The 21,380-nt window shown below is 68.3% G+C and carries 19 protein-coding genes and 1 tRNA gene; 8 read left to right on the forward strand and 12 right to left on the reverse strand.

Features of this window, described 5'->3' with window-relative positions; all coding sequences use genetic code 11:
* Window positions 1–49: 49 nt before the first annotated feature.
* On the reverse strand, window positions 50–550 hold the full coding sequence (gene gpt / locus ABVN73_RS12120) for a xanthine phosphoribosyltransferase (protein WP_149165495.1): 501 nt from the start codon (window positions 548–550) through the stop codon (window positions 50–52).
* A gap of 170 nt (window positions 551–720) precedes the next feature.
* On the opposite strand from gpt, the gene ABVN73_RS12125 reads away from it, so the two are divergent.
* Window positions 721–797, forward strand: a tRNA-Arg gene (locus tag ABVN73_RS12125).
* 77 nt (window positions 798–874) lie between these two features.
* Here ABVN73_RS12125 and ABVN73_RS12130 read toward each other — a convergent pair.
* Window positions 875–1,054 carry a hypothetical protein gene (locus ABVN73_RS12130; protein ID WP_353858204.1) on the reverse strand — a complete coding sequence of 60 codons (180 nt, stop codon included), beginning with the start codon at window positions 1,052–1,054 and terminating at the stop codon, window positions 875–877.
* A gap of 660 nt (window positions 1,055–1,714) precedes the next feature.
* On the opposite strand from ABVN73_RS12130, the gene ABVN73_RS12135 reads away from it, so the two are divergent.
* Window positions 1,715–2,266 (forward strand): YgjV family protein, encoded by a 552-nt coding sequence (locus ABVN73_RS12135; RefSeq protein ID WP_353858205.1) that lies wholly within the window; start codon window positions 1,715–1,717, stop codon window positions 2,264–2,266.
* A 58-nt stretch (window positions 2,267–2,324) separates the two neighbouring features.
* On the opposite strand, the gene ABVN73_RS12140 is transcribed toward ABVN73_RS12135, so the two are convergent.
* On the reverse strand, window positions 2,325–2,840 hold the full coding sequence (locus ABVN73_RS12140) for a ferritin-like domain-containing protein (RefSeq protein WP_014239055.1): 516 nt from the start codon (window positions 2,838–2,840) through the stop codon (window positions 2,325–2,327).
* Window positions 2,841–3,029: 189 nt separating this feature from the next.
* Between ABVN73_RS12140 and ABVN73_RS12145 the strand changes: the two genes are divergently transcribed.
* Window positions 3,030–3,497: a PA2169 family four-helix-bundle protein gene (locus tag ABVN73_RS12145; RefSeq protein WP_137103862.1), complete on the forward strand. Its 468-nt coding sequence runs from the start codon at window positions 3,030–3,032 to the stop codon at window positions 3,495–3,497.
* A gap of 24 nt (window positions 3,498–3,521) precedes the next feature.
* Here ABVN73_RS12145 and ABVN73_RS12150 read toward each other — a convergent pair whose 3' ends face one another.
* The 5 genes from ABVN73_RS12150 to ABVN73_RS12170 form a co-directional block, all read right to left on the reverse strand.
* Complete coding sequence (locus ABVN73_RS12150; RefSeq protein ID WP_353858206.1) at window positions 3,522–3,734, reverse strand: DUF1289 domain-containing protein; 213 nt, start codon at window positions 3,732–3,734, stop codon at window positions 3,522–3,524.
* A 111-nt stretch (window positions 3,735–3,845) separates the two neighbouring features.
* Complete coding sequence (locus tag ABVN73_RS12155) at window positions 3,846–4,379, reverse strand: ferritin family protein (RefSeq protein ID WP_353858207.1); 534 nt, start codon at window positions 4,377–4,379, stop codon at window positions 3,846–3,848.
* Window positions 4,376–5,218 carry a 2-oxoacid:ferredoxin oxidoreductase subunit beta gene (locus ABVN73_RS12160; RefSeq protein WP_353858208.1) on the reverse strand — a complete coding sequence of 281 codons (843 nt, stop codon included), beginning with the start codon at window positions 5,216–5,218 and terminating at the stop codon, window positions 4,376–4,378. Before ABVN73_RS12160 ends, ABVN73_RS12155 begins: the two co-directional genes overlap by 4 nt.
* A gap of 20 nt (window positions 5,219–5,238) precedes the next feature.
* Window positions 5,239–6,960: a 2-oxoacid:acceptor oxidoreductase subunit alpha gene (locus ABVN73_RS12165; RefSeq protein ID WP_353858209.1), complete on the reverse strand. Its 1,722-nt coding sequence runs from the start codon at window positions 6,958–6,960 to the stop codon at window positions 5,239–5,241.
* A 225-nt stretch (window positions 6,961–7,185) separates the two neighbouring features.
* A complete protein-coding gene (locus ABVN73_RS12170; protein ID WP_353858210.1) occupies window positions 7,186–7,878 on the reverse strand; it encodes a sulfite oxidase-like oxidoreductase in 693 nt (230 codons plus the stop codon).
* A gap of 241 nt (window positions 7,879–8,119) precedes the next feature.
* Between ABVN73_RS12170 and ABVN73_RS12175 the strand changes: the two genes are divergently transcribed.
* The gene (locus ABVN73_RS12175; RefSeq protein WP_353858211.1) at window positions 8,120–10,138 is read left to right on the forward strand and encodes an ATP-binding protein; all 2,019 of its coding nucleotides are present in this window, start codon (window positions 8,120–8,122) and stop codon (window positions 10,136–10,138) included.
* A 148-nt stretch (window positions 10,139–10,286) separates the two neighbouring features.
* Here the strand turns inward: ABVN73_RS12175 and ABVN73_RS12180 are convergent, their stop codons facing one another.
* Both ABVN73_RS12180 and aceA read right to left on the reverse strand, forming a co-directional pair.
* Complete coding sequence (locus ABVN73_RS12180; RefSeq protein ID WP_094301285.1) at window positions 10,287–10,850, reverse strand: DJ-1/PfpI family protein; 564 nt, start codon at window positions 10,848–10,850, stop codon at window positions 10,287–10,289.
* Between the two features lie 687 nt (window positions 10,851–11,537).
* A complete protein-coding gene (gene aceA / locus ABVN73_RS12185; RefSeq protein WP_109069864.1) occupies window positions 11,538–12,815 on the reverse strand; it encodes an isocitrate lyase in 1,278 nt (425 codons plus the stop codon).
* A gap of 189 nt (window positions 12,816–13,004) precedes the next feature.
* Here aceA and ABVN73_RS12190 point away from each other — a divergent pair, with 189 nt between their 5' ends.
* The 3 genes from ABVN73_RS12190 to ABVN73_RS12200 all read left to right on the forward strand — a co-directional run bounded on the left by ABVN73_RS12190 (window position 13,005) and on the right by ABVN73_RS12200 (window position 17,419).
* Window positions 13,005–14,447 (forward strand): short-chain fatty acyl-CoA regulator family protein, encoded by a 1,443-nt coding sequence (locus tag ABVN73_RS12190; RefSeq protein WP_353858212.1) that lies wholly within the window; start codon window positions 13,005–13,007, stop codon window positions 14,445–14,447.
* Between the two features lie 182 nt (window positions 14,448–14,629).
* Entirely contained in the window at window positions 14,630–15,403 is a 774-nt protein-coding gene (locus tag ABVN73_RS12195) for a ferredoxin--NADP reductase (protein WP_137139504.1), read from the forward strand.
* Window positions 15,404–15,607: 204 nt separating this feature from the next.
* A complete protein-coding gene (locus ABVN73_RS12200) occupies window positions 15,608–17,419 on the forward strand; it encodes a glycosyl hydrolase family 17 protein (RefSeq protein ID WP_353858213.1) in 1,812 nt (603 codons plus the stop codon).
* Between the two features lie 49 nt (window positions 17,420–17,468).
* On the opposite strand, the gene ABVN73_RS12205 is transcribed toward ABVN73_RS12200, so the two are convergent.
* Window positions 17,469–18,179, reverse strand: coding sequence for an orotate phosphoribosyltransferase (locus ABVN73_RS12205; RefSeq protein ID WP_353858214.1), 711 nt, complete (start codon window positions 18,177–18,179; stop codon window positions 17,469–17,471).
* 271 nt (window positions 18,180–18,450) lie between these two features.
* On the opposite strand from ABVN73_RS12205, the gene ABVN73_RS12210 reads away from it, so the two are divergent.
* Entirely contained in the window at window positions 18,451–20,052 is a 1,602-nt protein-coding gene (locus ABVN73_RS12210; protein WP_353858215.1) for a DUF3369 domain-containing protein, read from the forward strand.
* Between the two features lie 37 nt (window positions 20,053–20,089).
* On the opposite strand, the gene ABVN73_RS12215 is transcribed toward ABVN73_RS12210, so the two are convergent.
* Window positions 20,090–21,217, reverse strand: coding sequence for a GGDEF domain-containing protein (locus ABVN73_RS12215; RefSeq protein ID WP_353858216.1), 1,128 nt, complete (start codon window positions 21,215–21,217; stop codon window positions 20,090–20,092).
* Between the last annotated feature and the right edge of the window lie 163 nt (window positions 21,218–21,380).

A 21,380-nucleotide genomic window follows, 5' to 3' on the forward strand; every position in this document is an offset into this window, starting at 1 on the left:
CTTGACACAAGGCGCGCAGCCTTGTGTCAAGTGTCAACCGGACGGCCGGTCAGGTGCCGCGGTGCTGCTTGGCGATCGGCTGGGAGAATTGCAGCTCGATGTCCCACGGGAAGTGGATCCAGGTGTCCTGGCTCACCTCGGTGATGAAGGTGTCGACCAGCGGGCGGCCCAGCGGCTTAGCGTAGACGGTGGCGAAATGCGCCTTGGGCAGCATCTTGCGCACGACGACCGCGGTCTTGCCGGTGTCGACCAGATCGTCGATGATCAGCCAGCCTTCGCCGTCCCCGGCGTTGGCGCCCTCCACGCCCTTCAGCACCATCGCCTCGCGCTGGTTCTGGTGGTCGTAGCTGGAGACGCAGACGGTGTCGATCATGCGCAGTTCCAGCTCGCGCGCGATGATCGCCGCCGGGACGAGACCGCCGCGGGTGATGGCGATGATGCCCTTCCAAGGGCCCTTGTCGATCAGGCGCCAGGCCAACGCCTTGGCGTTGCGGTGAAGCTCCTCCCACGACACCGGGAAGTGCTTGTTGAACGGAACGGCTTCTGGCACGGCTATGGACTCCGAAAGAAACGTGCGCCGCTTATACCGCAAGCCCCACGGCCGGGCAATCGACCGCGTGAAAAGGCGAAAAAAGGTCTTGCGCCCCGAAACCCTTTTGAGTAAGTTGCGCGCCTCGACGACGGACGGTTACCGCCGCCGCCGGGAAGACAAACAGGAATGCGCCCGTAGCTCAGCTGGATAGAGCACCAGACTACGAATCTGGGGGTCAGGAGTTCGAATCTCTTCGGGCGCGCCATTCCTTCCAGTCTGCACAAGAAAGCCGCCCTTGGGCGGCTTTTCTGCTTTCCGGCGTTTGCGTCGCCGAGGTCTATCTCAGCGCCTTTTCTTCTTTTGCGCCGCGCGCTTCGCCTTGGGCGGTTTGGTCATGGCGTTGAACAGGGCGGTCTGGTTGCGCCGGGCGGCGGCGTTGAACAGGCCGCTCCAGAAGCCGATCGCCTGGCTGGCGGACCGGTTGGCCATGGACAGCCAGAGGCTTTGCGGTGTCCCCTTCATGCTTCCCCCTTTTTGAAAGCCCTGCCGATCGTTTTCGGCCAGGGAGGTAACAGCGCGGCGCGGTCAGACTCCCGCGACGATCGCGCGGCGATGGCGGACCCGCGTCCAGGACATGGTCAGGCCGACCCGCTCGGCGCAGCCATAGTGCCAGGGGCGGTTCTCGGAATCGCCGGCCCAATGCGGTTCCCCGGCCCGCAAAGGTTTCCCGCAATGGCAACAGATGGGTGGCGCGGGAAGACGTGCGGCGTCCCGTTTCGTCAGCTGGGTCATAGGGCATCTCATCCAGAGCGTCTTATTCCAGGAGGCGTCTCAGGCACGGCGTTTCGGGAAGGCACGGCGTCGAGAGCGTGTGTTTTTGGGCGTGTCATCTTGCGGTGCGAAGAATGACCGCCCCGCTGTCCCGGGGAAACGTCGCAAAAGTGAAATGCCCATGGGGTGCCCCCGACCACAGGGGTATGCCCATGGTCAGGCCATAGGTCGCGAGATCGTTGGCATTAAACGCTTTTTGCCTCCATCGCAAAACGGCGCCGGGGCATGCCGCGCCCACTCTTGATCACACCCCGATTCACAGCCGGTTAACCATCCGCGCCTAGCGTCCGCCCCCTTCGCCGCGGCCTTTTGCTGCGGCGCAGCATTTTCCGAAGGGTGAAGGCGTTATCCATGGTTTTCCTGTTGCACTACCTGCCGTCCCTGTCGCTGGTCGCGGTGAGCGGGCTCGCCGGTCTGGCGTTGGGCGTCCTGTCCACGCTGCTGCAGGACCGGCGGGCGATCCTGACCGCGCAGGCCGGGGCGGGCGGGCTGTTCGTCGTCCATTTCTTCGCCCTGGGGGCCCATACGGGCACGCTGATGTGCGCGCTCGGCCTCGTGCAGATGGCCGCCGCCTATCCGGAGCGGCGCCCGCGCTGGCTGCGTGTCCTGTTCGCCCTGACCGTGCCCGCCGCGCTGGCCGTCGCGGCGGCGACGTGGCAGGGGCCGATGTCCGCCTTGTCGGCGGCGGGCTTCATCCTGGGGACCATCGGGCGCTGGCAGGCCACGGTCGGGCGGATGCGGGTGTTCTTCCTGTCCTCGACGGTGGTCGGGGCCGGCCACAACGCGCTGGCCGGCTCGGCCTTCGGGCTGGCGTCGGACGCGATGACCCTGTCCGGCCATCTGCTCAGCCTGTGGCGCGCCCGCCCGGCGGTTCGCCGTCGGTCGGCGCTGGCGCTGCATTGACGAAGGGAAACCGCGCCGGGGACGGTGCCCCCGGCGCGGTCTCTGCGAAGCGTTGGGATCAGCGCTTCGCTTCGGCGGTGCCGGCGGTTTCCCGGCGCTCCAGGTAGGTCTTGGTGAGCTGCGGCAGGCGCTGTTCCAGCCACGCGGCCATTTCCAGCTCCTCGTCCAGGCTCGGCTGCAGCATGCGGGCGATCTCCGGTTCCCCGGCCTGCTCGGCGGCGGAGATCAGGGCGCGGTAGTTGGCGATCTCGAAATGCTCGAAGGAATAGTCGAAGATCGACGCCTTCACGATCTCGTCCGACGCCACGACACCGGACAGCGACTGGGCGTTGCCGATCAGCATGGCGACGCCGGTCTTGATGGCCGAGGTGTCGGTGCCCAGACGCTGCAGGCACTGCTTCAGCCGGTCGGCCTGCCGGTTCGACACCTCGATGTGCTCCTGCACCTTGGCGAGGACGTCCGGGTAGTTCTTGATGCGCTCCGCCTGCCGCTCCAGCATCTCGACGGCCTGGCTTTCCATGGCGTGGGCGTCGCGGAGCCAGTCGATCAGGGTTTCCTTGGTGGTGTTGGCCACAGGTCCTCTCCCTCGTTGCGTTATCGGACAGTCCATTGGGGATGGACCGACAACAGGCGGGGCGGCGGTTCGTCACCATCGGGCGATGCGGACTGACCAAGCGGGGCACCCTTCGGATGCATCGAGGAACCTTCACCGGAGCGGCAGGTTTTCAAGTGGTTGGGCAGCCTGCCAGGGGAGGAACCGGCCATGTCGGCAAATGAACCGGCCGTGATGGGAAAAGACCAGATCGTCGATACCCTCAACGATCTGATCCGCATCGTCGAGGACAGCCACGAAGCCTATCGTCAGGCCGCGGAAGCCTTGGAGGACGAGGATCTGAAGGCCCTGTTCAACGATCTGGCCGCCCAGCGCGGCGCCATCGTGCGCGAGGTGCAGCGCCTCGTCGCCGAACAGGGCGGGGCGCCGGACATGGGCGGCACCGTGATGGGCGGCGCGCACCGCTTCTTCCTGGAACTGAAGACCAACGTGCTGGGGCACGACCGCGAGGCGATCCTCGCCGAGGTCCAGCGCGGCGAGGGGGAATGCGTCCGCGCTTACGAGGAGGCCCTGGCCAAGGAGCTGCCCCTGCCGATCACCGCGGTGGCGGTCCAGCATCTCGACCGCATCCGCGCCGACCGCGACCGCATGACCCTGCTGCGCGGCGCCGCGGCCTGACGAAGGGAACCGATCAAGGGACGGTCACTCCGCGGCGGCGGCCTGCCGTTTTTCCAGATCAGCCAGCAGGGCGCGCTTCTGGTCGGCGTTCATGTGCTTCCAGCCGCGGATTTCCTCCAGCGTGCGCAGGCAGCCGACGCAATAGGCACGGTCGGCGGTCAGCTTGCACACGCTGATGCAGGGGGATTGGACGATGGCGATGTCGGGGGCGGCGGTATCGGGAGTTCCGTCGGTCATTCCAGGAGCCAAAAAGGAAACGGGACGGCGCTGGGCCGTCCCGTCCTTACCATCCGGTCGCGTCCGGTCTCAATCCCAAAGGCCTTCCTAAAGGTCTTTTGTCCGATCGTTTCAGTCGGAGATGTTGGGCGGGTCGGGATCGTCCGACCAGTCGTCCTTCGGGGCCGGGTAGCGCTCCAGCCATTTGCGGACCAAGGCGACGTGGCCGGCCTCCTCCTCCGCGAACTCGCGGGCGAGGCGGGCGACCTCCGGGTCCTTGGTCTCGGCGGCGACCGAGGCGTAGTAGTTGTTGCCCTGATGCTCGCTCAACAGCGCCATCTTCAGCGCGTGGTGCGGCTTCATCAGGTAATGAGCGTTCTCGAAGGCCGCGGCCTCCGGGGACTCGGTGGTGGCGTCCCACTGGAACTCCCAGGGGGCGACCTTGGGAAGCGGGCCGAATTCCCGGGCGATCTGCTTCACCTCCTCGGCGTGCTTGCCCGAATAGGTGGACAGATCGCGGAACAGCTTGGCGACCTCCAGGTTGTTGTGGGCCTCCATGCTGTCGGCCAGCTCGGTGTAGCGCTCCGCCGCCTCGATCTCCAGGGCCAGCGCGTGGGCGAGGAACAGGCCGACGTTGGCGGCCCCGTTCAGCACTTTCGTCTTCATACCGCGAACCCCTCTTCGATCTGCGCGATGCTGCGGGTGGCCGCCGATTCCGGCTGGAACGGGCGGCGGTTGCCGGCGAGGAAGATGCCGAGGCCGAACCCGTCGTCCTCAAGGACGGCGCGCATCGCCTCGTTCGGGTCGTCCGTCGGCTCGCGGCCGTAGGGATGGACCGTGCTCTTCCAGCCGCGCTGCTCGGGGCGGAAGGTGACGCAGGGGGACAGGATGTGGATGACCGAGAAGCCTGGGTGCCGCACGCCTTCCACGATCAGGCGCGCGACCTCGTTCGGGTTGTTGGAGAAGCCGCGGGCGACGAAGTTCGCGCCGCAGGCCAGCGCCAGCGCGACCGGCTGGATCGGGTTGACGCCCGGCCCTTCCGGGGTCAGCTTCGACTCGCACCAGTCGGCCTCGGTGGTCGGCGAGGCCTGGCCCTTGGTCATGCCGTAGACCTGGTTGTCCATGACGATGTAGGTCATGTCCACGTTGCGGCGGCAGGCGTGCAGGAAGTGGTTGCCGCCGATCGAGAAGCCGTCGCCGTCGCCGCCGAAGATCAGCACGTTCAGCTCCGGCCGGGCCAGCTTCACGCCGGACGCCACGGCCAGCGAGCGGCCGTGCACCGTGTGGTAGCCGTAGACGCTGGTGTAGGCGGGGATGCGCGACGAGCAGCCGATGCCCGACACAACGACGGTGTTGTGGCGCTCCAGCCCCATGGTCGCCATGGCGCGGGTGATGCCGGCCAGCACGGAATAGTCGCCGCAGCCGGGGCACCAGATGGGCTTCACGTCGGACTTGTAGTCGCCGGGCAGCGGGCCCACGACATCGTCGGTCAGATGGGTATCCATGGATTTCGTGCTCCGGCCGGTCAGATCAGGGAAAGAAGCGTCTCGTGCACCTCGCGGGCGCGGATCGGCAGCGGGCCGGGGCGGCTGAACACCGACACCGCGCCCGGCAGGTCGTAATGCCCGCGGAGGAACTTGTGGAACTGGGCGCCGTGCGTCTGCTCGACGACCAGCACCTTCGAGACGCCCTCCAGCGCCGCGGCCAGCTTGGCCGGCTGCACCGGGGAGATCAGGCGGATGGCGACCAGCCGGGCCTTGGTGCCGGCGGCCTCCAGCCGGCGCACCGCCTCGCGCGACGGGCCGGTGGCGGAGCCCCAGGTGACGACGGCGATCTCGCCCTCGCCCTCGACGTCGGCCCAGGCGTCGCCGTAGTCGTGGGAGGTCAGCTTGCGCAGCCGTTTGTCGAGCTGCTTCTGGTGATCGGACGCCTGCGAGGACGGCAGGGCGCTCTCCGCATGCTCCAGGCCGTCGGCGGTGTGCTCGCCGCCCGGCATGCCGGGGATGGCGGCGGGGGAGACGCCCGACTCGGTGTCGGCGTAGCGCAGGTACTTGCCCTCGCCGCCGAGGTCGGTCGCCAGCAGGCGGTTGGCCTTGTGGGGGGCGTCGGCCGGCTTGTCGACGATGGCGCGGGACTGGCCCATCGCCTGATCGGACAGAACGATCGCCGGGGTCTGCAGCGCCTCGGCCAGATGCACCGCCCATTGGGTGGTGAACAGGCAGTCGGCGATGGAGGTCGGGCCGACCACCAGATGCGGAGCGTCGCCGTGCAGGCCGTAGACGGCGATGTTCAGGTCGGACTGTTCGGACTTGGTCGGGATGCCGGTGGACGGGCCGCCGCGCTGCACGTCGACGATCACCACCGGGGTCTCCGAGGCGACGCCCAGGCCGATGCATTCGGTCATCAGCGACAGGCCGGGGCCGGCGGTCGCGGTGATCGAGGGCACGCCGCTGAAGGAGGCGCCCAGGCACATGGCGATGGAGGCCAGCTCATCCTCCGCCTGGACCAGCTTGCCGCCGGTCTTGGCGAGGTTGAGGGCCAGCCATTCCAGGATCTCGGTCGCCGGGGTGATCGGGTAGGCGGCGCAGAACTTCACCCCGCCCTTCAGCGCGCCCAGCCCGGCGGCCTCGTTGCCGGAGATGTTCCAGCGGGTGGCGCCCTCCTTGTTGGGGGCGGCCAGCTCCAGGCCGAGGTTCCAGCCGGCGGCCTCCCTGGACCCGGCGTCGATGCCGGCGTTGGACGCCTGGATGGCGGCGTCGCCCTTCTTGCCCAGCGCCTTTTGGATCACCGCGTCGATGCCGGCGCGCGGCAGGCCGACGATCGCCGCGACGGCGCCCAGCCCCACCATGTTGACGCGCCCGCCGGGAATGCGCCCGGCCAGTTCCTTGATCGGCAGTTCGACCTGCCTGGCGCCGCTGGCGGCCAGGACCGCGGGCACCTCGCCCTGGCTGGGGTCGGTGATGATGACGCTCTTGTCCGACAGCGGAAGCTCGGCCGCGAAGCGCTCCACATTCTGCCAGTCGAAGGCGACGATCAGGTCGAAACGGTCCCCCGGACCGTAAACGGGTGTCGGCGACAGGCGAACGAGGGCGGCGGCCTCGCCGCCACGGATCTGCGGGCCGGTCGACCGCGACATCAATCCGTACCATCCCACGTTGGCGGCGGCATCCAGCAGCATCTGTCCGGCGGTCATCGCGCCGGCGCCACCGCTGCCCACCAGGGCAATCGTGACCGAGTCCACTGTCATTGGTTAATCCCTTGCGTCCGAATGTGAGTCGCCCGACGCCCGTACGGCTACGTCAGCATTGCGGAACAAGGGAATGATCTGGCGCAAACCGGACGAAAGACGCCACGATTCCGTCAAGTCGTGTCCTGGAATGGTCCGGCCAGATCTTGTTTGGCGACCGGCCATCCCTTGGCGCCGATTGCTTCCGGGATTGTTGCCGGACCGGAATGGCGGGCGCCTTGCAGCTCACTCGCTGTAGCGTTCTTCCCGCCAGGGATCGGCGTCATTGTGATAGCCGCGGACCTCCCAGTAGCCGCGGCGATCCTCCGCCAGGAATTCGATTCGCTTCACCCACTTGGCGCTCTTCCAGAAATAGAGCTTCGGCACGACGACTCGGACGGGACCGCCATGGTCGCGGCTGATCGGCTGGTCCTCCCAGCCGGTGGCGAGCAGAGCGTCCTCCGCCGCGAAGGCCTCCAGCGGCAGGTTGGTGGTGTAGCCGTCCGCGGAATGGCAGAGCACGAAGCGCGCCTCCGGCCGCGGCTGGACGACCGACAGCAGGTGGCGGGTGGACACGCCCTCCCAGTGGTTGTCGTAGCGCGACCAGGTGGTGACGCAGTGGATGTCGGAGACGACGCGCTCCCGCGGCTGGGCCTGCAGGTCCGCCCAGCTCCAGGTGACGGGGTTGGCGACCAGCCCGTCCACCGCCAGGGTCCAGGTCGCCTCGGTCACCCGCGGCAGGATGCCGAGATCGAGCACCGGCCAGGTCTCCACCAGGCGCTGGCCGGGCGGCAGACGGTCGCGTGCCGGGTCGGCGGTCTTTCCGGTCAGCCCGCGCCCTTCCCGCGCCCATTGCTCCTTGGTGGCGACCAGCTTGTCGCGGATCCGGCCGTCCTCGGGCCCGTCCTGTGGCCCGTTTCCTGCGATGTCGTCCGCCATGGTGGTCCTCCGACGGGGTGGAGCGGCAGCGATGTCTCTGGTGAGCAATATGGATTTATGCATGGATGGGGGCCGGTGTCAGCGCCGATGCCGTGGTTTCCGGCGGTGCGAACGTCTGATCCGCACCCTTTCCGCTTCATTTTCCCGCGGTTGGGCTGGAAATAGACGGTTAGGACGGCCCCCCTGCCCCTGTTCACGGCCCGCCTTGCTCTGATAGCATGTCCGCCATGCATGACTTGCCATGTTGCCACCCATGACCACCGCCCTGCCCGTCGCCCCGCACGCCGATGCGGCGCCACTTGGGCTGGGACGGGCCCGGCTGGAGAAGGACAAGCTGGACATGGGCCCGGAAGAAGCCGCGGGACTGCAATGGCTGGACGCGCTCGCCACGCCGCTGTGGCTGCTCCACCCCGATGGCCTGACCGTATGGCTGAACGGCGCCGCCCGCGCGCTGATCGGCCTGGAGCGCGACGCGCCCGCCGCCGCCGTCCGTATCAGCCTGTCCAGCCGTTTCCCCGCCGCGCTGGAGCAGGCCGCCGCGGGGCGGACGGTGGAGGTGCGGGCGGTCATCCACGCCCCCCTGGTCCTGCCGCTGGAGGTGGACCTGCGGCTGGTTCCGGCGCCCTGCCGGAACGGGCTGATCCTGGCCGAAGCCCCCGCCGACAGCGGCGCCCGGCAGGAGATGATGCGGCTGAACGAACAGCTCATCGCGCTGTCCTACGCCTATCCCGACATCCGCTTCGAACTGCTGCGCGACGGCACCATCCTCGACTTCGCCGCCGCCAGCCCCGGCGACCTCAACGTCCCCGCCGAGCGCTTCCTGGCGCACCGGGTGCAGGAGGTGCTGCCCGAACCCGCCGCCGCGATGCTCGCCACGGCGCTCGGCCGGCTGAACGAAGGGCAGACGGTCATCGGCCTCGACTTTTCCCTGCCGCCGCCCGGCCAGACGGGGGTCGGCCAGACGGGGACCGGCCAGACGGGGACCGGACCGGTGGGAGCCGTCAAATTCTTCGAGGCGCGGCTGGTCGCCCTGCCCGACAGCGACCGCGTGATGTGCAGCATCCGCAACGTCACCGAGCGGGTGCAGGCGGAAAGCGCCGCTCGGCGCGCCCACCATCTGCTGTCCGACGCCATCGAATGCATCACCGAAGGCTTCGTGCTGTACGACGCCCAGGACCGGCTGGTGATGTGCAACGGGCGCTATCGCGAGCTGTTCTCCACCAACACCGACCTCATCACGCCGGGGGCACGCTTCGAGGAGGTGCTGCGCAGCGGGGTCGAGCGGGGCGTTTACCGGGTGCCGGACGGCGACCTGGCGGGCTGGATCGAACGGCGGATCGCGCAGCACCGCGGCGCCGGCCCGCCCATGGAGGTGCAGCTTCACGACGGGCGCTGGCTCCGCATCGAGGAGTGGCGGACCCACGAGGGCGGGACCGTCGGCATCCGCGCCGACATCACCGACCTGAAGGTCCGCGAGGCCGAGCTGAGCGCCGCCCGCGACGAGGCCGAACAGGCCAACCAGCGCAAGTCCGACTATGTCCACCATCTGAGCCACGAGCTGCGCACGCCGCTGAACGCCGTGCTCGGCTTCGCCCAGATCATCCATGACGAGATGATGGGGCCGAACAACCCGCGCTACCGCGAATATGCCGGGCAGATCGCGGCGGCCGGCGTCTACATGCTGGACCTCATCAACAACCTGCTCGACCTCGCGCGGATCGAGGCGGGGCGGATGGACCTCCATGAGGAGGCCTGCAACCTGTCCCTGCTGGTCGACCTGACCTTCGGCATGATGCAGCCGCGGGCGTGCGAGGCGGCGGTGGCGCTGTGCATGGAGATCCCGGACGATCTGCCGAGCCTGCACGGCGACGCGTCGCAGATCCGGCAGATGCTGACCAACCTGATCGGCAACGCCATCAAATTCTCGCCGCCCAAGGACGGGTACGTGCGGGTGCGGGCGGAGCGGACGGAGGACGGCGGCATCGCGCTGACCGTCGCCGACAACGGCATCGGCATGCGTCCCGAACAAATCCCGGTGGCGCTGGACGCCTTCGGGCAGGTGCATGGCCGAAACCGGGGCCACAACCAGGGCCGTGACCGGACGGCGGAGCGCGGCTCCGGCCTGGGGCTGCCGCTGACCCGCGCGCTGATCGCGCTGCACGGCGGCAGCTTCCACATCGACAGCCGGGTCGGGGCCGGGACGACCGTGCGCCTGACCTTCCCGCCCTGCCGGGTCGGCGGGCGCGCGCGGCCGTCCTGACGTCCTGAAGGCCGGATACAACTGAAGGCCGGATACAAGTCCCCGAAACGCGCAACGGCCGCGCGCGCGGGAAGCGCGGCGGCCGTGGACCCACAAGACGGTACCCGCAGGAAAGACGGGCGGCCTGTCGAGGCGCGCTGGCTGGGCCTTAGGCGGCCTTGCGCACGGCGGCGGCCTCGGAGAAGACCTTGACGACCTGCTCGACGAAGGCGGCCAGCTCGTCATGGCCCAGCGCCGTGATGGTCACGTTGTCCACCACCAGGGCCTCGTCGCTGATCTTGCCGCCGGCGGCTTCCAGCTCGGCGCGGACGGCCTCCGGAGCGGCCAGCGTGCGGCCCTTCAGCTTGCCCGGGATGGCCAGGAGCTGGATGCCCTGGTCGATCGCGGCGATCGGCTTGCCGGCGTCCAGGAAGTGACCGACGATGCGGCGGGTGTGGGCGCTCTGCTGCAGCTTGGTGACGCTGCGCTCGCCACCCGGCAGCAGCAGCATGTCATAGTCGGCGCCCAGAACCTCACCGACCTGCTTGTCCACCGGGAAGTAATGGCCCCAGGACTTGCCGTGCCAGCCGTTCACCAGCCCCTGCTCGGGGGAAATCGTACGAAGAGTAGCGCCGGTCTTGAGGAGAGCCCGTTGCGGCTCCGTCATCTCCAGTTCCTCAAAGCCGTTGGCGACGAGAATGGCAATGCTCTTTCCTGCGAGGGGTTGATCCATACTGTCTTGTCCTTTCATCGTTCAACCAGAATGCGCGGGCCATCGCCGAGAATGCGCCGTCGGGGAAAAGAAACGGCGCACGCCGCGCAAGGCCTTGCGCGGCGATGGGACCCGCAGCCGGCCCTCGTCAGGTGAGGTCCGGCGGGGGGGCAGTTACGCCCCTGATCGGTTTGTGGTGAGCATGGAACACAAGTGGCGGCAACGAGGTCCCAAGTCAATGGCTTATTCCGCACTGCAACGCAGCTTCCCCACCCTCGGGCAGGGCAACCGACGCGGCAATTTCGCGGTCGCGCTCAAGACTTAATCACGATTTCCCGATTATGACGGTTGGGATGGCGCAGGTCAGCCATGCCGTCACGGCGCGGCTGTGACAACGAACGGCCGTGGAAACGGCGGGCGGACAAAAAGAAGCGGCCGGAGGCGAACCTCCGGCCGTTTGAAGTCAATAGCGTCAGCCGTTCGAAGAGATCCGGCTCGCACACCGGATCGGGAACCACCGGTCACCGGGACGGCGGGCCGAGGCCAACCGTCCGGAGGATCGGCGCAAACCGGTCATACGGCCCGAGCCGGGGAGGCTGCCGCGATGGGCGGCCGTATGACCCTTTCACACTCTGCCGGGGGCAAAGTGCTGTCTCGTCCGAGGCGGGCGCGTCCGGCGGATGGAACCGGGCGCGCCCCGCGGTTGGATCAATGGAACTGATCGGCCTCGGTGGAGTCCTTGTAGGCGGTGGTGGAGGACTGGCCGCCCGAGATCGCCGTGGCGACCGCGTCGAAGTAGCCGGTGCCGACCTCGCGCTGGTGCTTGGTCGCGGTGTAGCCCTCGGCCTCGGCGGCGAACTCCGCCTCCTGCAGCTCCGAGTAGGCGGCCATGCCGCGCGCCGCGTAGCCCTTGGCCAGCTTGAAGGCCGAGTAGTTCAGGCTGTGGAAGCCGGCCAGAGTGACGAACTGGAACTTGTAGCCCATGGCGCCGATCTCGCGCTGGAACTTGGCGATGTCCGCCTCGTCCAGGTTGGCCTTCCAGTTGAAGCTCGGCGAGCAGTTGTAGGCCAGCAGCTTGTTCGGGAACTCCTTGCGGATCGCCTCGGCGAAGCGCTTGGCCTCCTCCAGGTTCGGACGCGAGGTCTCCCACCACAGCAGGTCGGAGTAGGGGGCGTAGGACAGGCCGCGGGCGATGCAGTGCTCGACACCCGTGCCTTTCTTCAGGCGGAAGAAGCCCTCCGAGGTGCGGCCGGCGTCGAAGTCGATGAAGGGGTGGTCGCGCTCGTCGACGTCCGAGGTGATGAGCTGCGCCGACTCCGCGTCGGTGCGGCAGAGCACGATGGTCGAGGTGCCCATGGTGTCGGCGGCCAGACGGGCGGCGTTCAGCGTGCGGATGTGCTGCTGCGTCGGGATCAGCACCTTGCCGCCGAGATGGCCGCACTTCTTCTCGGACGCGAGCTGGTCCTCGAAGTGGACGCCCGCGGCGCCGGCCTTGATCATCGCCTTCATCAGCTCGAAGACGTTCAGCGGGCCGCCGAAGCCGGCCTCGGCGTCGGCGATGATCGGCGCGAACCAGTAGGTGTCGCCCTTGCCCTCGGCGGTCTGGATCTCGTCGGCGCGCTTGAAGGTGTTGTTGATGCGCTCGACCACCGCCGGCACCGAGTTGGCCGGGTACAGGCTCTGGTCCGGATACATCTGGCCGGCCAGGTTGGCGTCGCCGGCGACCTGCCAGCCCGACAGGTAGATGGCCTTCAGACCGGCCTTCACCGCCTGCATCGCCTGGTTGCCGGTCAGGGCGCCCAGCGTGTTGATGTACGGCTCGGTGTTCAGCAGTTCCCACAGGCGCTGCGCGCCCAGCTCCGCCAGCGTGTACTCGATCTTGACCGAGCCGCTGAGGCGCTTCACGTCGTCCTGGGTGTAATCGCGCTTGATTCCTTCGAAGCGCGCGGCGCGGAGAGCGGCCTTGGTCTTTTCATCGAGCGACATGGTCGTTTTCCTTCTTTTCGTCACCGTTGCGCTGCTTTTGAGCGCTTGCCCTGACAAAACAACTAAAACGACCTTCGCTGCCTTGCAACATGCCCTTGTTTGTAAAAGGGTCTGTTTGTAAACTGCCGTCAGAAAAGTTCTGTAAATCGGTAAATATTGTAAATCAGCTCAGCTGGAGTTCGGGCGGTCATGGACAAGAAGGCGATGCTGGGTCCGAAGGTGCGTCGGCTGCGCCGCGACCATGGGCTGACCCAGGCCCAGATGGCCGAGCAGCTGGGCATCTCCCCCAGCTACCTGAACCTGATCGAGCACAACCAGCGCCCGGTCACCGTGCCGCTGCTGCTGAAGCTGGGCCAGCAGTTCGGGGTGGACCTGCAGAGCTTCGCGGAGGACGAGGAAAGCCGCCTCGTCGCCGGCCTGCGCGAGGTCTTCGCCGACCCGCTGTTCGACGGCTCCGACATCAAGAACCAGGACTTCCGCGAACTGGCGGCGGTCGCCCCGACGCTGGGGCAGGCGGTGGTGGCGCTCTACCGCGCCTTCCGCACCAGCCGGGACGACCTGCAGACCCTGTCGGAGCGGGTGGCCGACCGCGAGAAGCTGCATCTGGTCCAGACCTCCTCCTTCCCGCAGGACGAGGTGCGCGACCTCTTCCAGGCCCATTCCAACCACTTCGCCGAGCTGGAGGCGGCGGCCGAGGAGCTGTGGCAGGAAGGCCGGCTGGAGAAGGGCGACCTCTACCGGGGCCTGACCGACTACCTGCTGAACAACCACAGCGTCCGCGTCCGGCTGCTGCCCTCCGACATCATGGGCTACGCGGTGCGCCGGTTCGACCGGCACGGGCGGCGCATCCTGCTCTCGGAGATGCTGGCGCCGTCCGGGCGCAACTTCCAGCTCGCCTGCCAGATCGCCCTGCTGCGCCACCGCGACCTGCTGAACCACATTGTCGACTCGTCGGGCCTGACGGGGGACGAGGCGCGGCGCCTGGCCCGCATCGGGCTGGCCAACTATTTCGCGGCGGCCGTGCTGATGCCCTACGCCCGCTTCTGGGAGGCGGCCAATCAGGTTCGATACGACATCGAAATATTGCGGCGGCGGTTCGATGCCTCGTTCGAGCAGGTCTGCCAGCGCCTGACCACGCTGCAGCGGCCGGGGGCGAAGGGGGTTCCCTTCTTCCTGATGCGGGTCGACAGCGCCGGCAACGTGTCCAAGCGCTTTTCCGGCGCCGGTTTCCATCTGGCGCGCTTCGGCGGCGGCTGCGCCCGCTGGATCGTCTACGAAGCCTTCCGCACGCCGGGAAAAATACACAGCCAGCTGGCCCAGATGCCCGACGGCACCACCTACTTCTCCATCGCCCGCACGGTGGTGAAGGCCGGCGGCGGCTTCCGCAGCCCGCCGCAGCAGTTCGCCATCGCGCTGGGTTGCGATCTCCAGCACGCGGCGCAGATCACCTATGCGGACGGTGTGGATCTGGAAAACACCGAGGCGGCAACGCCCATCGGTGTGAATTGCCGGCTTTGTCCGCGGCTGGATTGCTCGCAGCGCGCCTTCCCGCCGCTGAACCATCGCCTGATTGTCGATGAGAATCTGCGCGGTCTGTCGCCCTATCTCTTCGCTCCGCCGGCGGGAGAGTAAGGCGATTTATTTTGCGATATCGTCTTGTGGTAACCGAAAGGCCACAACAAAATTGTTGGTATAAATTAGTGGTCTGTTGACGAATTTGTTGTTAAAGAGATGTGCTGCAATGCGGCACGGCTTGGCTTCTGAAACGACACCGGCCACGGCATGCCGGTCACCGAAACGGACCTGCGGATTCCATGAGCAATCTGATTCATGAGCGCGTCCTGCGCGTTCACCACTGGACGGACACGCTGTTCAGCTTCACCACCACGCGCGATCCCTCGTTCCGTTTCGACCCCGGACAGTTCACCATGATCGGCCTGGAGGTGAACGGCCGGCCGCTGCTGCGCGCGTACAGCCTGGTCAGCGCCAGCTACGAGGAGACGCTGGAGTTCTTCTCGATCAAGGTGCAGGACGGCCCGCTGACCTCGCGCTTGCAGCACCTCAAGGAAGGCGACACGCTGCTGGTCAACCGCAAGGCGACGGGCACGCTGGTCACCGACAACCTGCTGCCGGGCCGCAACCTGTACCTGCTCAGCACCGGCACGGGCCTCGCCCCGTTCCTCAGCATCATCAAGGACCCGGAGATGTACGCCCGGTTCGACAAGGTGATCCTGACCCACACGACGCGTACGGTGGGCGAGCTGGCGTACGGCGACATCATCAACACCGTCCTGCCGGAGAACGAGTTCTTCGGCGAGGACGTGAAGCAGAAGCTGATCTATTACCCGACCGTGACGCGCGAGCCCTTCCGCAACCAGGGCCGCATCACCGACCTGATCCGCAACGGCAAGCTGTTCGCGGACGTCGGGCTGGCTCCCTTCGACCGCGAGGTCGACCGCGTGATGATCTGCGGCAGCCCCGCCATGCTCGACGAGACCAGCGGCATCATGGACGAGCTGGGCTTCTCCATGGGCCACAACGGCGAACCCGGTCATTACGTGATCGAAAAGGCTTTTGTGGAACGCTGAGAGGATTTGCCGGAATAAAGCGGGCCGCGGTTCGTTGATGGGACGTGACGATGGCACGTCATCAACTCCAGCCGGCCCGCCTGGGCCGGGTTGGTCCTTGACGGGCGCGCCTCCCTCGCGGGGGCGCGCCCGTTTTCCTTCCGGAACTGACCCGGTTCGCCAGACCGTTTTGCCGATCCCGCATTTGGTGTAGACATCCCCTCCATGCGCCTCATCACGATCCTCGCCGTGCTGCTCGTGGCCGGCCTCGCGAATTTTGCCGTCTGGTCGCTGCCGAACCAGCCGGTGCCGCTCGACCCGCCGCCCGGCGGCAAGCTGAAAAGCGTGTCCTTCGCGCCCTTCCGCGACGGCCAGAGCCCGCTGACGCAAAAATTCCCCAGCACCGAACAGATCGACGAGGATCTGGCCGCGCTCGCTCCCCAGGTGGCGGGGGTGCGCACCTACACCTCGCTGGAGGGGCTGGAGGTGGTGCCGGAACTGGCCCGCCGCCACGGCATCCAGGTCACCATGGGAGCGTGGCTGTCGTCGCGGCTGGACAAGAACGAGAAGGAGGTCGCCTCCCTCATCGACCTCGCCAACCGCTACCCGGACGTCATCACCCGCGTGATCGTCGGCAACGAGGTGCTGCTGCGCCGCGAGCTGACGCCCGAGCAGGTGGCCGGCTACATCGACCGCGTGAAGGCGGCGGTGAAGCAGCCGGTGTCCTACGCCGACGTCTGGGAATGGTGGCTGAAGTACCCGCAGATTGCGGACCACGTCGATTACCTGACCATCCACCTGCTGCCCTATTGGGAGGACGTGCCGACCGACGTGGCCGGCGCCATGGAGCGCATCCGCGGCAGCTACCGCACCATCGCCCAGCGCTTCCCCGGCAAGCCGATCCTGGTCGGCGAGACCGGCTGGCCGACCGAGGGCCGGTCGCGCGGCGCCGCGGTCACCGGGCTGGTCAACAAGGCCAAGTTCGTCAACGGCTTCGTCCGCCTCGCCGAGCAGGAAGGCTTCGACTACAACGTGATCGAGGCCTTCGACCAGGGCTGGAAGGCCAAGCTGGAGGGCACGGTGGGCGGCCACTGGGGCCTCTACACCGCCGACCGTCAGGCGAAGTTCGCCCTGGCCGGGCCGGTGGTGGAGAACCGGCAATGGCGGCTGCTGTTTGGCGTCTCCTCCGGCCTCGCCCTGGCGCTCGTCATCGGACTGACCCTGCGCGGCCGGCCGCTGACCGCCGGGGCCTTCGCCGCCCTGGCCTTCCTGGCGCAGGCGCTGTCCACCCTGTTCGTCCACGCCGTCTGGGGCGCGCTGCACGGCAAGCACTACCCGCAGGACGTGGCGCTGTCGGTCGTCATGCTGGCGGCGACCGCCGTCCTGTCGATGGCCGTCCTGCTGGCCGCCCGGCGGGCGCTGGGCAGCGGCGGTCTGGCGCTGGAGCCGCTGGCGCCGCTGCGCGGCCGTCCGGCGCTGTCGCGGCTGGAGACGGTGGGTAAGGCCGCCGCCGTGGTTCTCGCCCTGCTGGGGATCGTCTGGAGCGTCCTGATCGTCTTCGACGGGCGCTACCGCGATTTCCCCAACTGGTACTTCGCCCTGCCGGCGCTCGGCCTGCTGGCGCTCGGCGCCATGCGCGCCGCGCGGCGCCCGGAGGGCACGGGGGCGCTGGCCGCCTGGGGCATCGGCGGGCTGTTCCGCCCCGCCGTCCCGGCGGCCGATGCCCCGGCGGGCGGCCTGTGCGGCGCCGTCCGCCGCCTGCCGCTGGAGTCGGCGCTGGCCGCCCTGCTGCTGCTCGGCGCGCTGCTGACCGTCCTGGCGGAAGGCGTGGTGCCGATGGAGTCGCTGATCTACGGGCAGCTTCCTTTCATGGAGGCCCTGCACGAGGTCGTGTGGACCAGCCCGAACTGGGAAGCGCTGTCCTGGGCCGGGCTCCAGCTTCTGCTGGCGGTGCCCTACGCCGCCGCCGTCCTGGCCGCCCGCCGCGGCGAGGCCGCCCGCGCCGGCCATCACTGGGTCCGCATCGCCGGGCAATGACCGGCTCCCCCCTCTCCCGCTCGGTGTGGGGGAGGGGGCACGCCCCGCCTCAGGCCGCCTTCCCGCTCTTCCGACGGCCCAGATGCTCCGTGGTCCAGCGTTTGGGGTCGTGGAGGAAGGCGTGGATTTCGCCCTGGGCCTGGGCGTCCAAGTAATGGCCGCGGTTCGCCACCTCCAGCACGTCCCACCAGGTCGCCAGAGCGTGCATGGTGATGCCCAGCGGCGCCAGATGCTCCTGGATCTCGTCGAAGATCCCGTACTGGAACAGCACGAACAGGTCGCGCACGTCGCAGCCCGCCTCCTTCAGCGGCTGGGCGAAGCGGGCCTTGCGGTGACCGTCGGCGGCGATCTGCTCGACCAGCAGCACGCGCCAGCCCGGCTCCACCCGCCCTTCGATCCGGTGCTTGTAATCCTGCCCGCCCTCCGGCGCCTCCTTGCGCACGAAGACGAGGGGAAGGCCCATCCGGTCGGCGATCAGCGCGGCCCAGGGCACGCCGGCCCCCTCGGCGGCGGCGATGGCGTCCAATTCGCCGTCGCCGATCTCCTGCCCGATCATCCGCAGGGCGAAGTCGAGCACCTCGTCGCGCACCGCGGGGTAGGAGAGCAGCCGCCGCCCTTCCAGATGGACCGGGCTGACCAGCCCCGAGCCGTGGCGGCACAGATGGTCCGGGTCATACCGGACGCAGCCGGTCTCGATCAGATGGCGGGCCACGCCGATGGCCCCCTCGCGCAGCTCGATGTCCCAAGCGTCCGGTATCATGGCCTGCCCCCATCGTCTTTGCGTTGTTGTCGGCCTCGCGCCCTTCTCCCGATGATCCCCCGTTCGGGGCGGGCCGCAACCCCTCCACACGCGCCGGGACGGGCGCTTTTGCGGTAGCCGGAACGGGGGAAGACAACGCGCCGCAGCCCCCTGCCGCCTGCCGTCGTGTGCAACGGCTCACCAGGGCGGTTGACACGAACCGCGACAAACGTTGAAAAAGAGAATCGAATTGTAGCCATACAGCTTTGGCGAAGCGGGGCGGAGAGCGGCGATGTCGGACATCCAGGGCCGGGGCCAGGACGAGGACGATGAGCTGCTTTTCGCCGACGAGGATGCCCCGACCCCGCCGTCCGCCCCGTCGCGCGCCGCCGCGCCCTGGAAACTGCTGATCGTCGACGACGATCCGGAGGTGCACGCGATCACCCGAGTCGTGCTGAACGACGTGACCTTCGACGGTCGGCGGCTGCATTTCCTGTCCGCCCATTCGGGGGGCGAGGCGCGGGCGATCCTGAACGATCATCCCGACATCGCCGCCGTCCTGCTGGACGTGGTGATGGAGACGGAGGACGCCGGCCTGCGGCTGGTCCACCACATTCGGGAGGTGTTGGGCAACCGGCGGGTCCGCATCATCCTGCGCACCGGCCAGCCCGGCCAGGCGCCGGAACGGCAGGTGATCGTCAGCTACGACATCAACGACTACAAGGCCAAGAGCGAGCTGACCGCCCAGAAGCTGTTCACCACCACGGTGGCCGCCCTGCGCTCCTACCAGCACATCGACGCGATCGAGCGCAACCGGCAGGGGCTGGAAACGATCGTCGACGCCGCCGGCGCCCTGTTCGAGCAGCGCCGCATGGATCGCTTCGCCCTCGGCGTGGTGGAGCGGGTCGCCGCCTTGCTGCCGCGGGCGGCGGGCGCCTTTCTGTGCGCGGTTCCGTCCGGCCTGAATCCGGATGGCCGCCCCCGGGAGGCGGACGTGCTGTGCGGAACCGGCGTCTTCGCCAACGCCGTCGGCCAACCGGTCAGCGCCGTGCTGCCCGGCGCGGCCTGCGCCGACATCGCCGCCGCCCTCGCCTGCGGCCGCAGCCTGCACCGCGACGACCACAGCGTCGCGCTGTTCCAGACCCAGAGCCCAGGCCCCGGCGCGCTGTTCATCGGCGGGCACGGCGGCCTGCCCGAGGTCGAGCGGCGGCTGGTGGAGATCTTCTGCTCCCGGATGTCGGTCGGGTTCGACAACGTGTCCCTGTACGAGCAGCTCCGCCTCGCCCAGGTCGCCACGGTGCACGCCCTGGGCAAGCTGGCCGAATACAAGGACGAGGTGACCGGCGAGCATGTCCGGCGCATCGGCCGCTGGGCCACCGCCATCGCAAGGGAACTCCAGGCGCGGGGTGCCTGCGGCGGCGACGCCGACGACCTGTTCTGCGAGCTGATCGGGTTGGCCAGCATGCTGCACGACGTCGGCAAGGTCGCCATCCCCGACCGGATCCTGCGCAAGCCCGGCAAGCTCGACCCCGAGGAAATCATCCAGATGCGCGAGCACGCCACCATCGGCGGGCGCATCCTGCGCGACGCCTCCGGCCCGGTCGGCGGACGCAACTACCTGACGATGGGGGCGGAGATCGCCGAGAGCCACCACGAGAGGTTCGACGGCACCGGCTATCCCCATGGGCTGGCGGGCGACGCCATCCCGCTGTCGGGCCGCATCGTGGCGGTCGCCGACGTCTACGACGCCCTGCTGCACCGCCGCCCCTACAAGGAGGCGTGGGAACTGGAAGCGGTGATCGATCTGATCCGTGCCGAGTCGGGCCGCCACTTCGACCCGTGCGTCGTCGACGCCTTCGTCGCGGTCCTGGAGCGCGGCGGGCCGGAGGCGTAGCGGCCATCCCGGCTAGGGCGCGCTCCGGTTCGGCGGGTCAGGCCGGTTCGGGGACCCGGTCGCCGGCGACGATCCGGTTCTTGCCGGACTGCTTGGCCGCGTACATCCGCTGGTCGGCCAGATCGACCAGCTTTTCCCAATCCACCGGGCGGTCGTGGAGGTATTCGGCGAGGCCGATGCTGGCGGTCTGGGGGGTTCCGTCCGGGCGCTTGCCCAGCCCCCGCGCGTGCAGCCGTTCCACCGCGGTCAGGGCGCCCTCGCGGGACGTGTTGGGCATGATGACCACGAACTCCTCCCCGCCCCAGCGCACCAGCACGTCGGACTGGCGCAGCATGCCACGGATGGCCTCCGCCGACCGCCCGAGCTGCTTGTCGCCTTGGTCGTGGCCGAAGCGGTCGTTGATCGACTTGAAATTGTCCAGGTCGAAGAAGATCACCGACAGCGGGTGGTCCGAGCGCTGGGCGTGGGCGAACTGCAGCCGCAGCAGCTCCTCGCCGATGCGGCGGGAGAAGGCGCCGGTCAGCCCGTCGTGCGACGCCTGATCGACCAGGGCCATCATGAAGTGCAGCTGGCTCATCGCCGCCAGCGTCGCCACCACCATGATGAGCACCAGCAGCCACAGGGCGCCCAGGTAGGAGGGGAAGGGGAAGACCAGCGAGCCGTAGACACCGGCCAGCATGTGGGCCGCCAGCATCGGCGTCGCGAAGGCCAGCCCCTCCAGGGCGGTCAGCGGGAAGACGCTGAGCCCCGCCACCATCACGAAGGGCAGGAAGGCATAGCCGGCGGCCACCGCCAGCGCGCTTCCCGCGATCATGTCCTCGTTCAGCATGGGGTGCGAGGCGAGGAAGAAGATCGTCGGCACCGACAGCAGCAGGGCAAGCCCCCGCCACGCGCTGCCCATGTCGTCGCAGATCCGGTAGCCGAGCGCCAGCGCGCCGAAGGCGAAGCTGGACACCAGCCGCAGACCGGCGAGATAGCCCCACAACGGCCAGGGGAAGATGAAGACGTCGATGACGATCCACAGCGGCGTCAGCACGGCGAACACCGCCGCGACCATGCGGACGCGGGAATGGATCAGCACGGCCCGGCGACGCTGGATGATCGGGGTGTGTCCGCCCGGATGCATCAGGTCGCGCAACTGCTCGAAGGAGAGATCGCCGCTCACCGCCTGGAATGCCCTCTCCGCGAACCGTCTGAGGAGATTAAGCGCTTGTTGATACACGCGATGCCCCCCATCGGCAACGGCAATTGCTGTGATTTCCAGGGATACGTGCGTATGTCGTGCCGCCTGTGGCATCGACGCATATGTACGCGATTTTCGGGGACAC

Source organism: Azospirillum formosense, assembly GCF_040500525.1.
Classification (GTDB): domain Bacteria; phylum Pseudomonadota; class Alphaproteobacteria; order Azospirillales; family Azospirillaceae; genus Azospirillum; species Azospirillum formosense_A.

Bases quoted from the DNA above. Each gene is read 5' to 3' on its own strand.
- ABVN73_RS12210 (WP_353858215.1), top strand. From the start codon at position 18,451: ATGTCGGACATCCAGGGCCGGGGCCAGGACGAGGACGATGAGCTGCTT.
- ABVN73_RS12160 (WP_353858208.1), bottom strand. From the start codon at position 5,218: ATGGATACCCATCTGACCGACGATGTCGTGGGCCCGCTGCCCGGCGAC.
- ABVN73_RS12155 (WP_353858207.1), bottom strand. From the start codon at position 4,379: ATGAAGACGAAAGTGCTGAACGGGGCCGCCAACGTCGGCCTGTTCCTC.
- ABVN73_RS12190 (WP_353858212.1), top strand. From the start codon at position 13,005: ATGGACAAGAAGGCGATGCTGGGTCCGAAGGTGCGTCGGCTGCGCCGC.
- ABVN73_RS12205 (WP_353858214.1), bottom strand. From the start codon at position 18,179: ATGATACCGGACGCTTGGGACATCGAGCTGCGCGAGGGGGCCATCGGC.
- ABVN73_RS12135 (WP_353858205.1), top strand. From the start codon at position 1,715: ATGGTTTTCCTGTTGCACTACCTGCCGTCCCTGTCGCTGGTCGCGGTG.
- ABVN73_RS12130 (WP_353858204.1), bottom strand. From the start codon at position 1,054: ATGAAGGGGACACCGCAAAGCCTCTGGCTGTCCATGGCCAACCGGTCC.
- aceA (WP_109069864.1), bottom strand. From the start codon at position 12,815: ATGTCGCTCGATGAAAAGACCAAGGCCGCTCTCCGCGCCGCGCGCTTC.
- ABVN73_RS12175 (WP_353858211.1), top strand. From the start codon at position 8,120: ATGTTGCCACCCATGACCACCGCCCTGCCCGTCGCCCCGCACGCCGAT.
- ABVN73_RS12150 (WP_353858206.1), bottom strand. From the start codon at position 3,734: ATGACCGACGGAACTCCCGATACCGCCGCCCCCGACATCGCCATCGTC.
- ABVN73_RS12180 (WP_094301285.1), bottom strand. From the start codon at position 10,850: ATGGATCAACCCCTCGCAGGAAAGAGCATTGCCATTCTCGTCGCCAAC.
- ABVN73_RS12200 (WP_353858213.1), top strand. From the start codon at position 15,608: ATGCGCCTCATCACGATCCTCGCCGTGCTGCTCGTGGCCGGCCTCGCG.
- ABVN73_RS12170 (WP_353858210.1), bottom strand. From the start codon at position 7,878: ATGGCGGACGACATCGCAGGAAACGGGCCACAGGACGGGCCCGAGGAC.
- ABVN73_RS12145 (WP_137103862.1), top strand. From the start codon at position 3,030: ATGTCGGCAAATGAACCGGCCGTGATGGGAAAAGACCAGATCGTCGAT.
- ABVN73_RS12165 (WP_353858209.1), bottom strand. From the start codon at position 6,960: ATGACAGTGGACTCGGTCACGATTGCCCTGGTGGGCAGCGGTGGCGCC.
- ABVN73_RS12195 (WP_137139504.1), top strand. From the start codon at position 14,630: ATGAGCAATCTGATTCATGAGCGCGTCCTGCGCGTTCACCACTGGACG.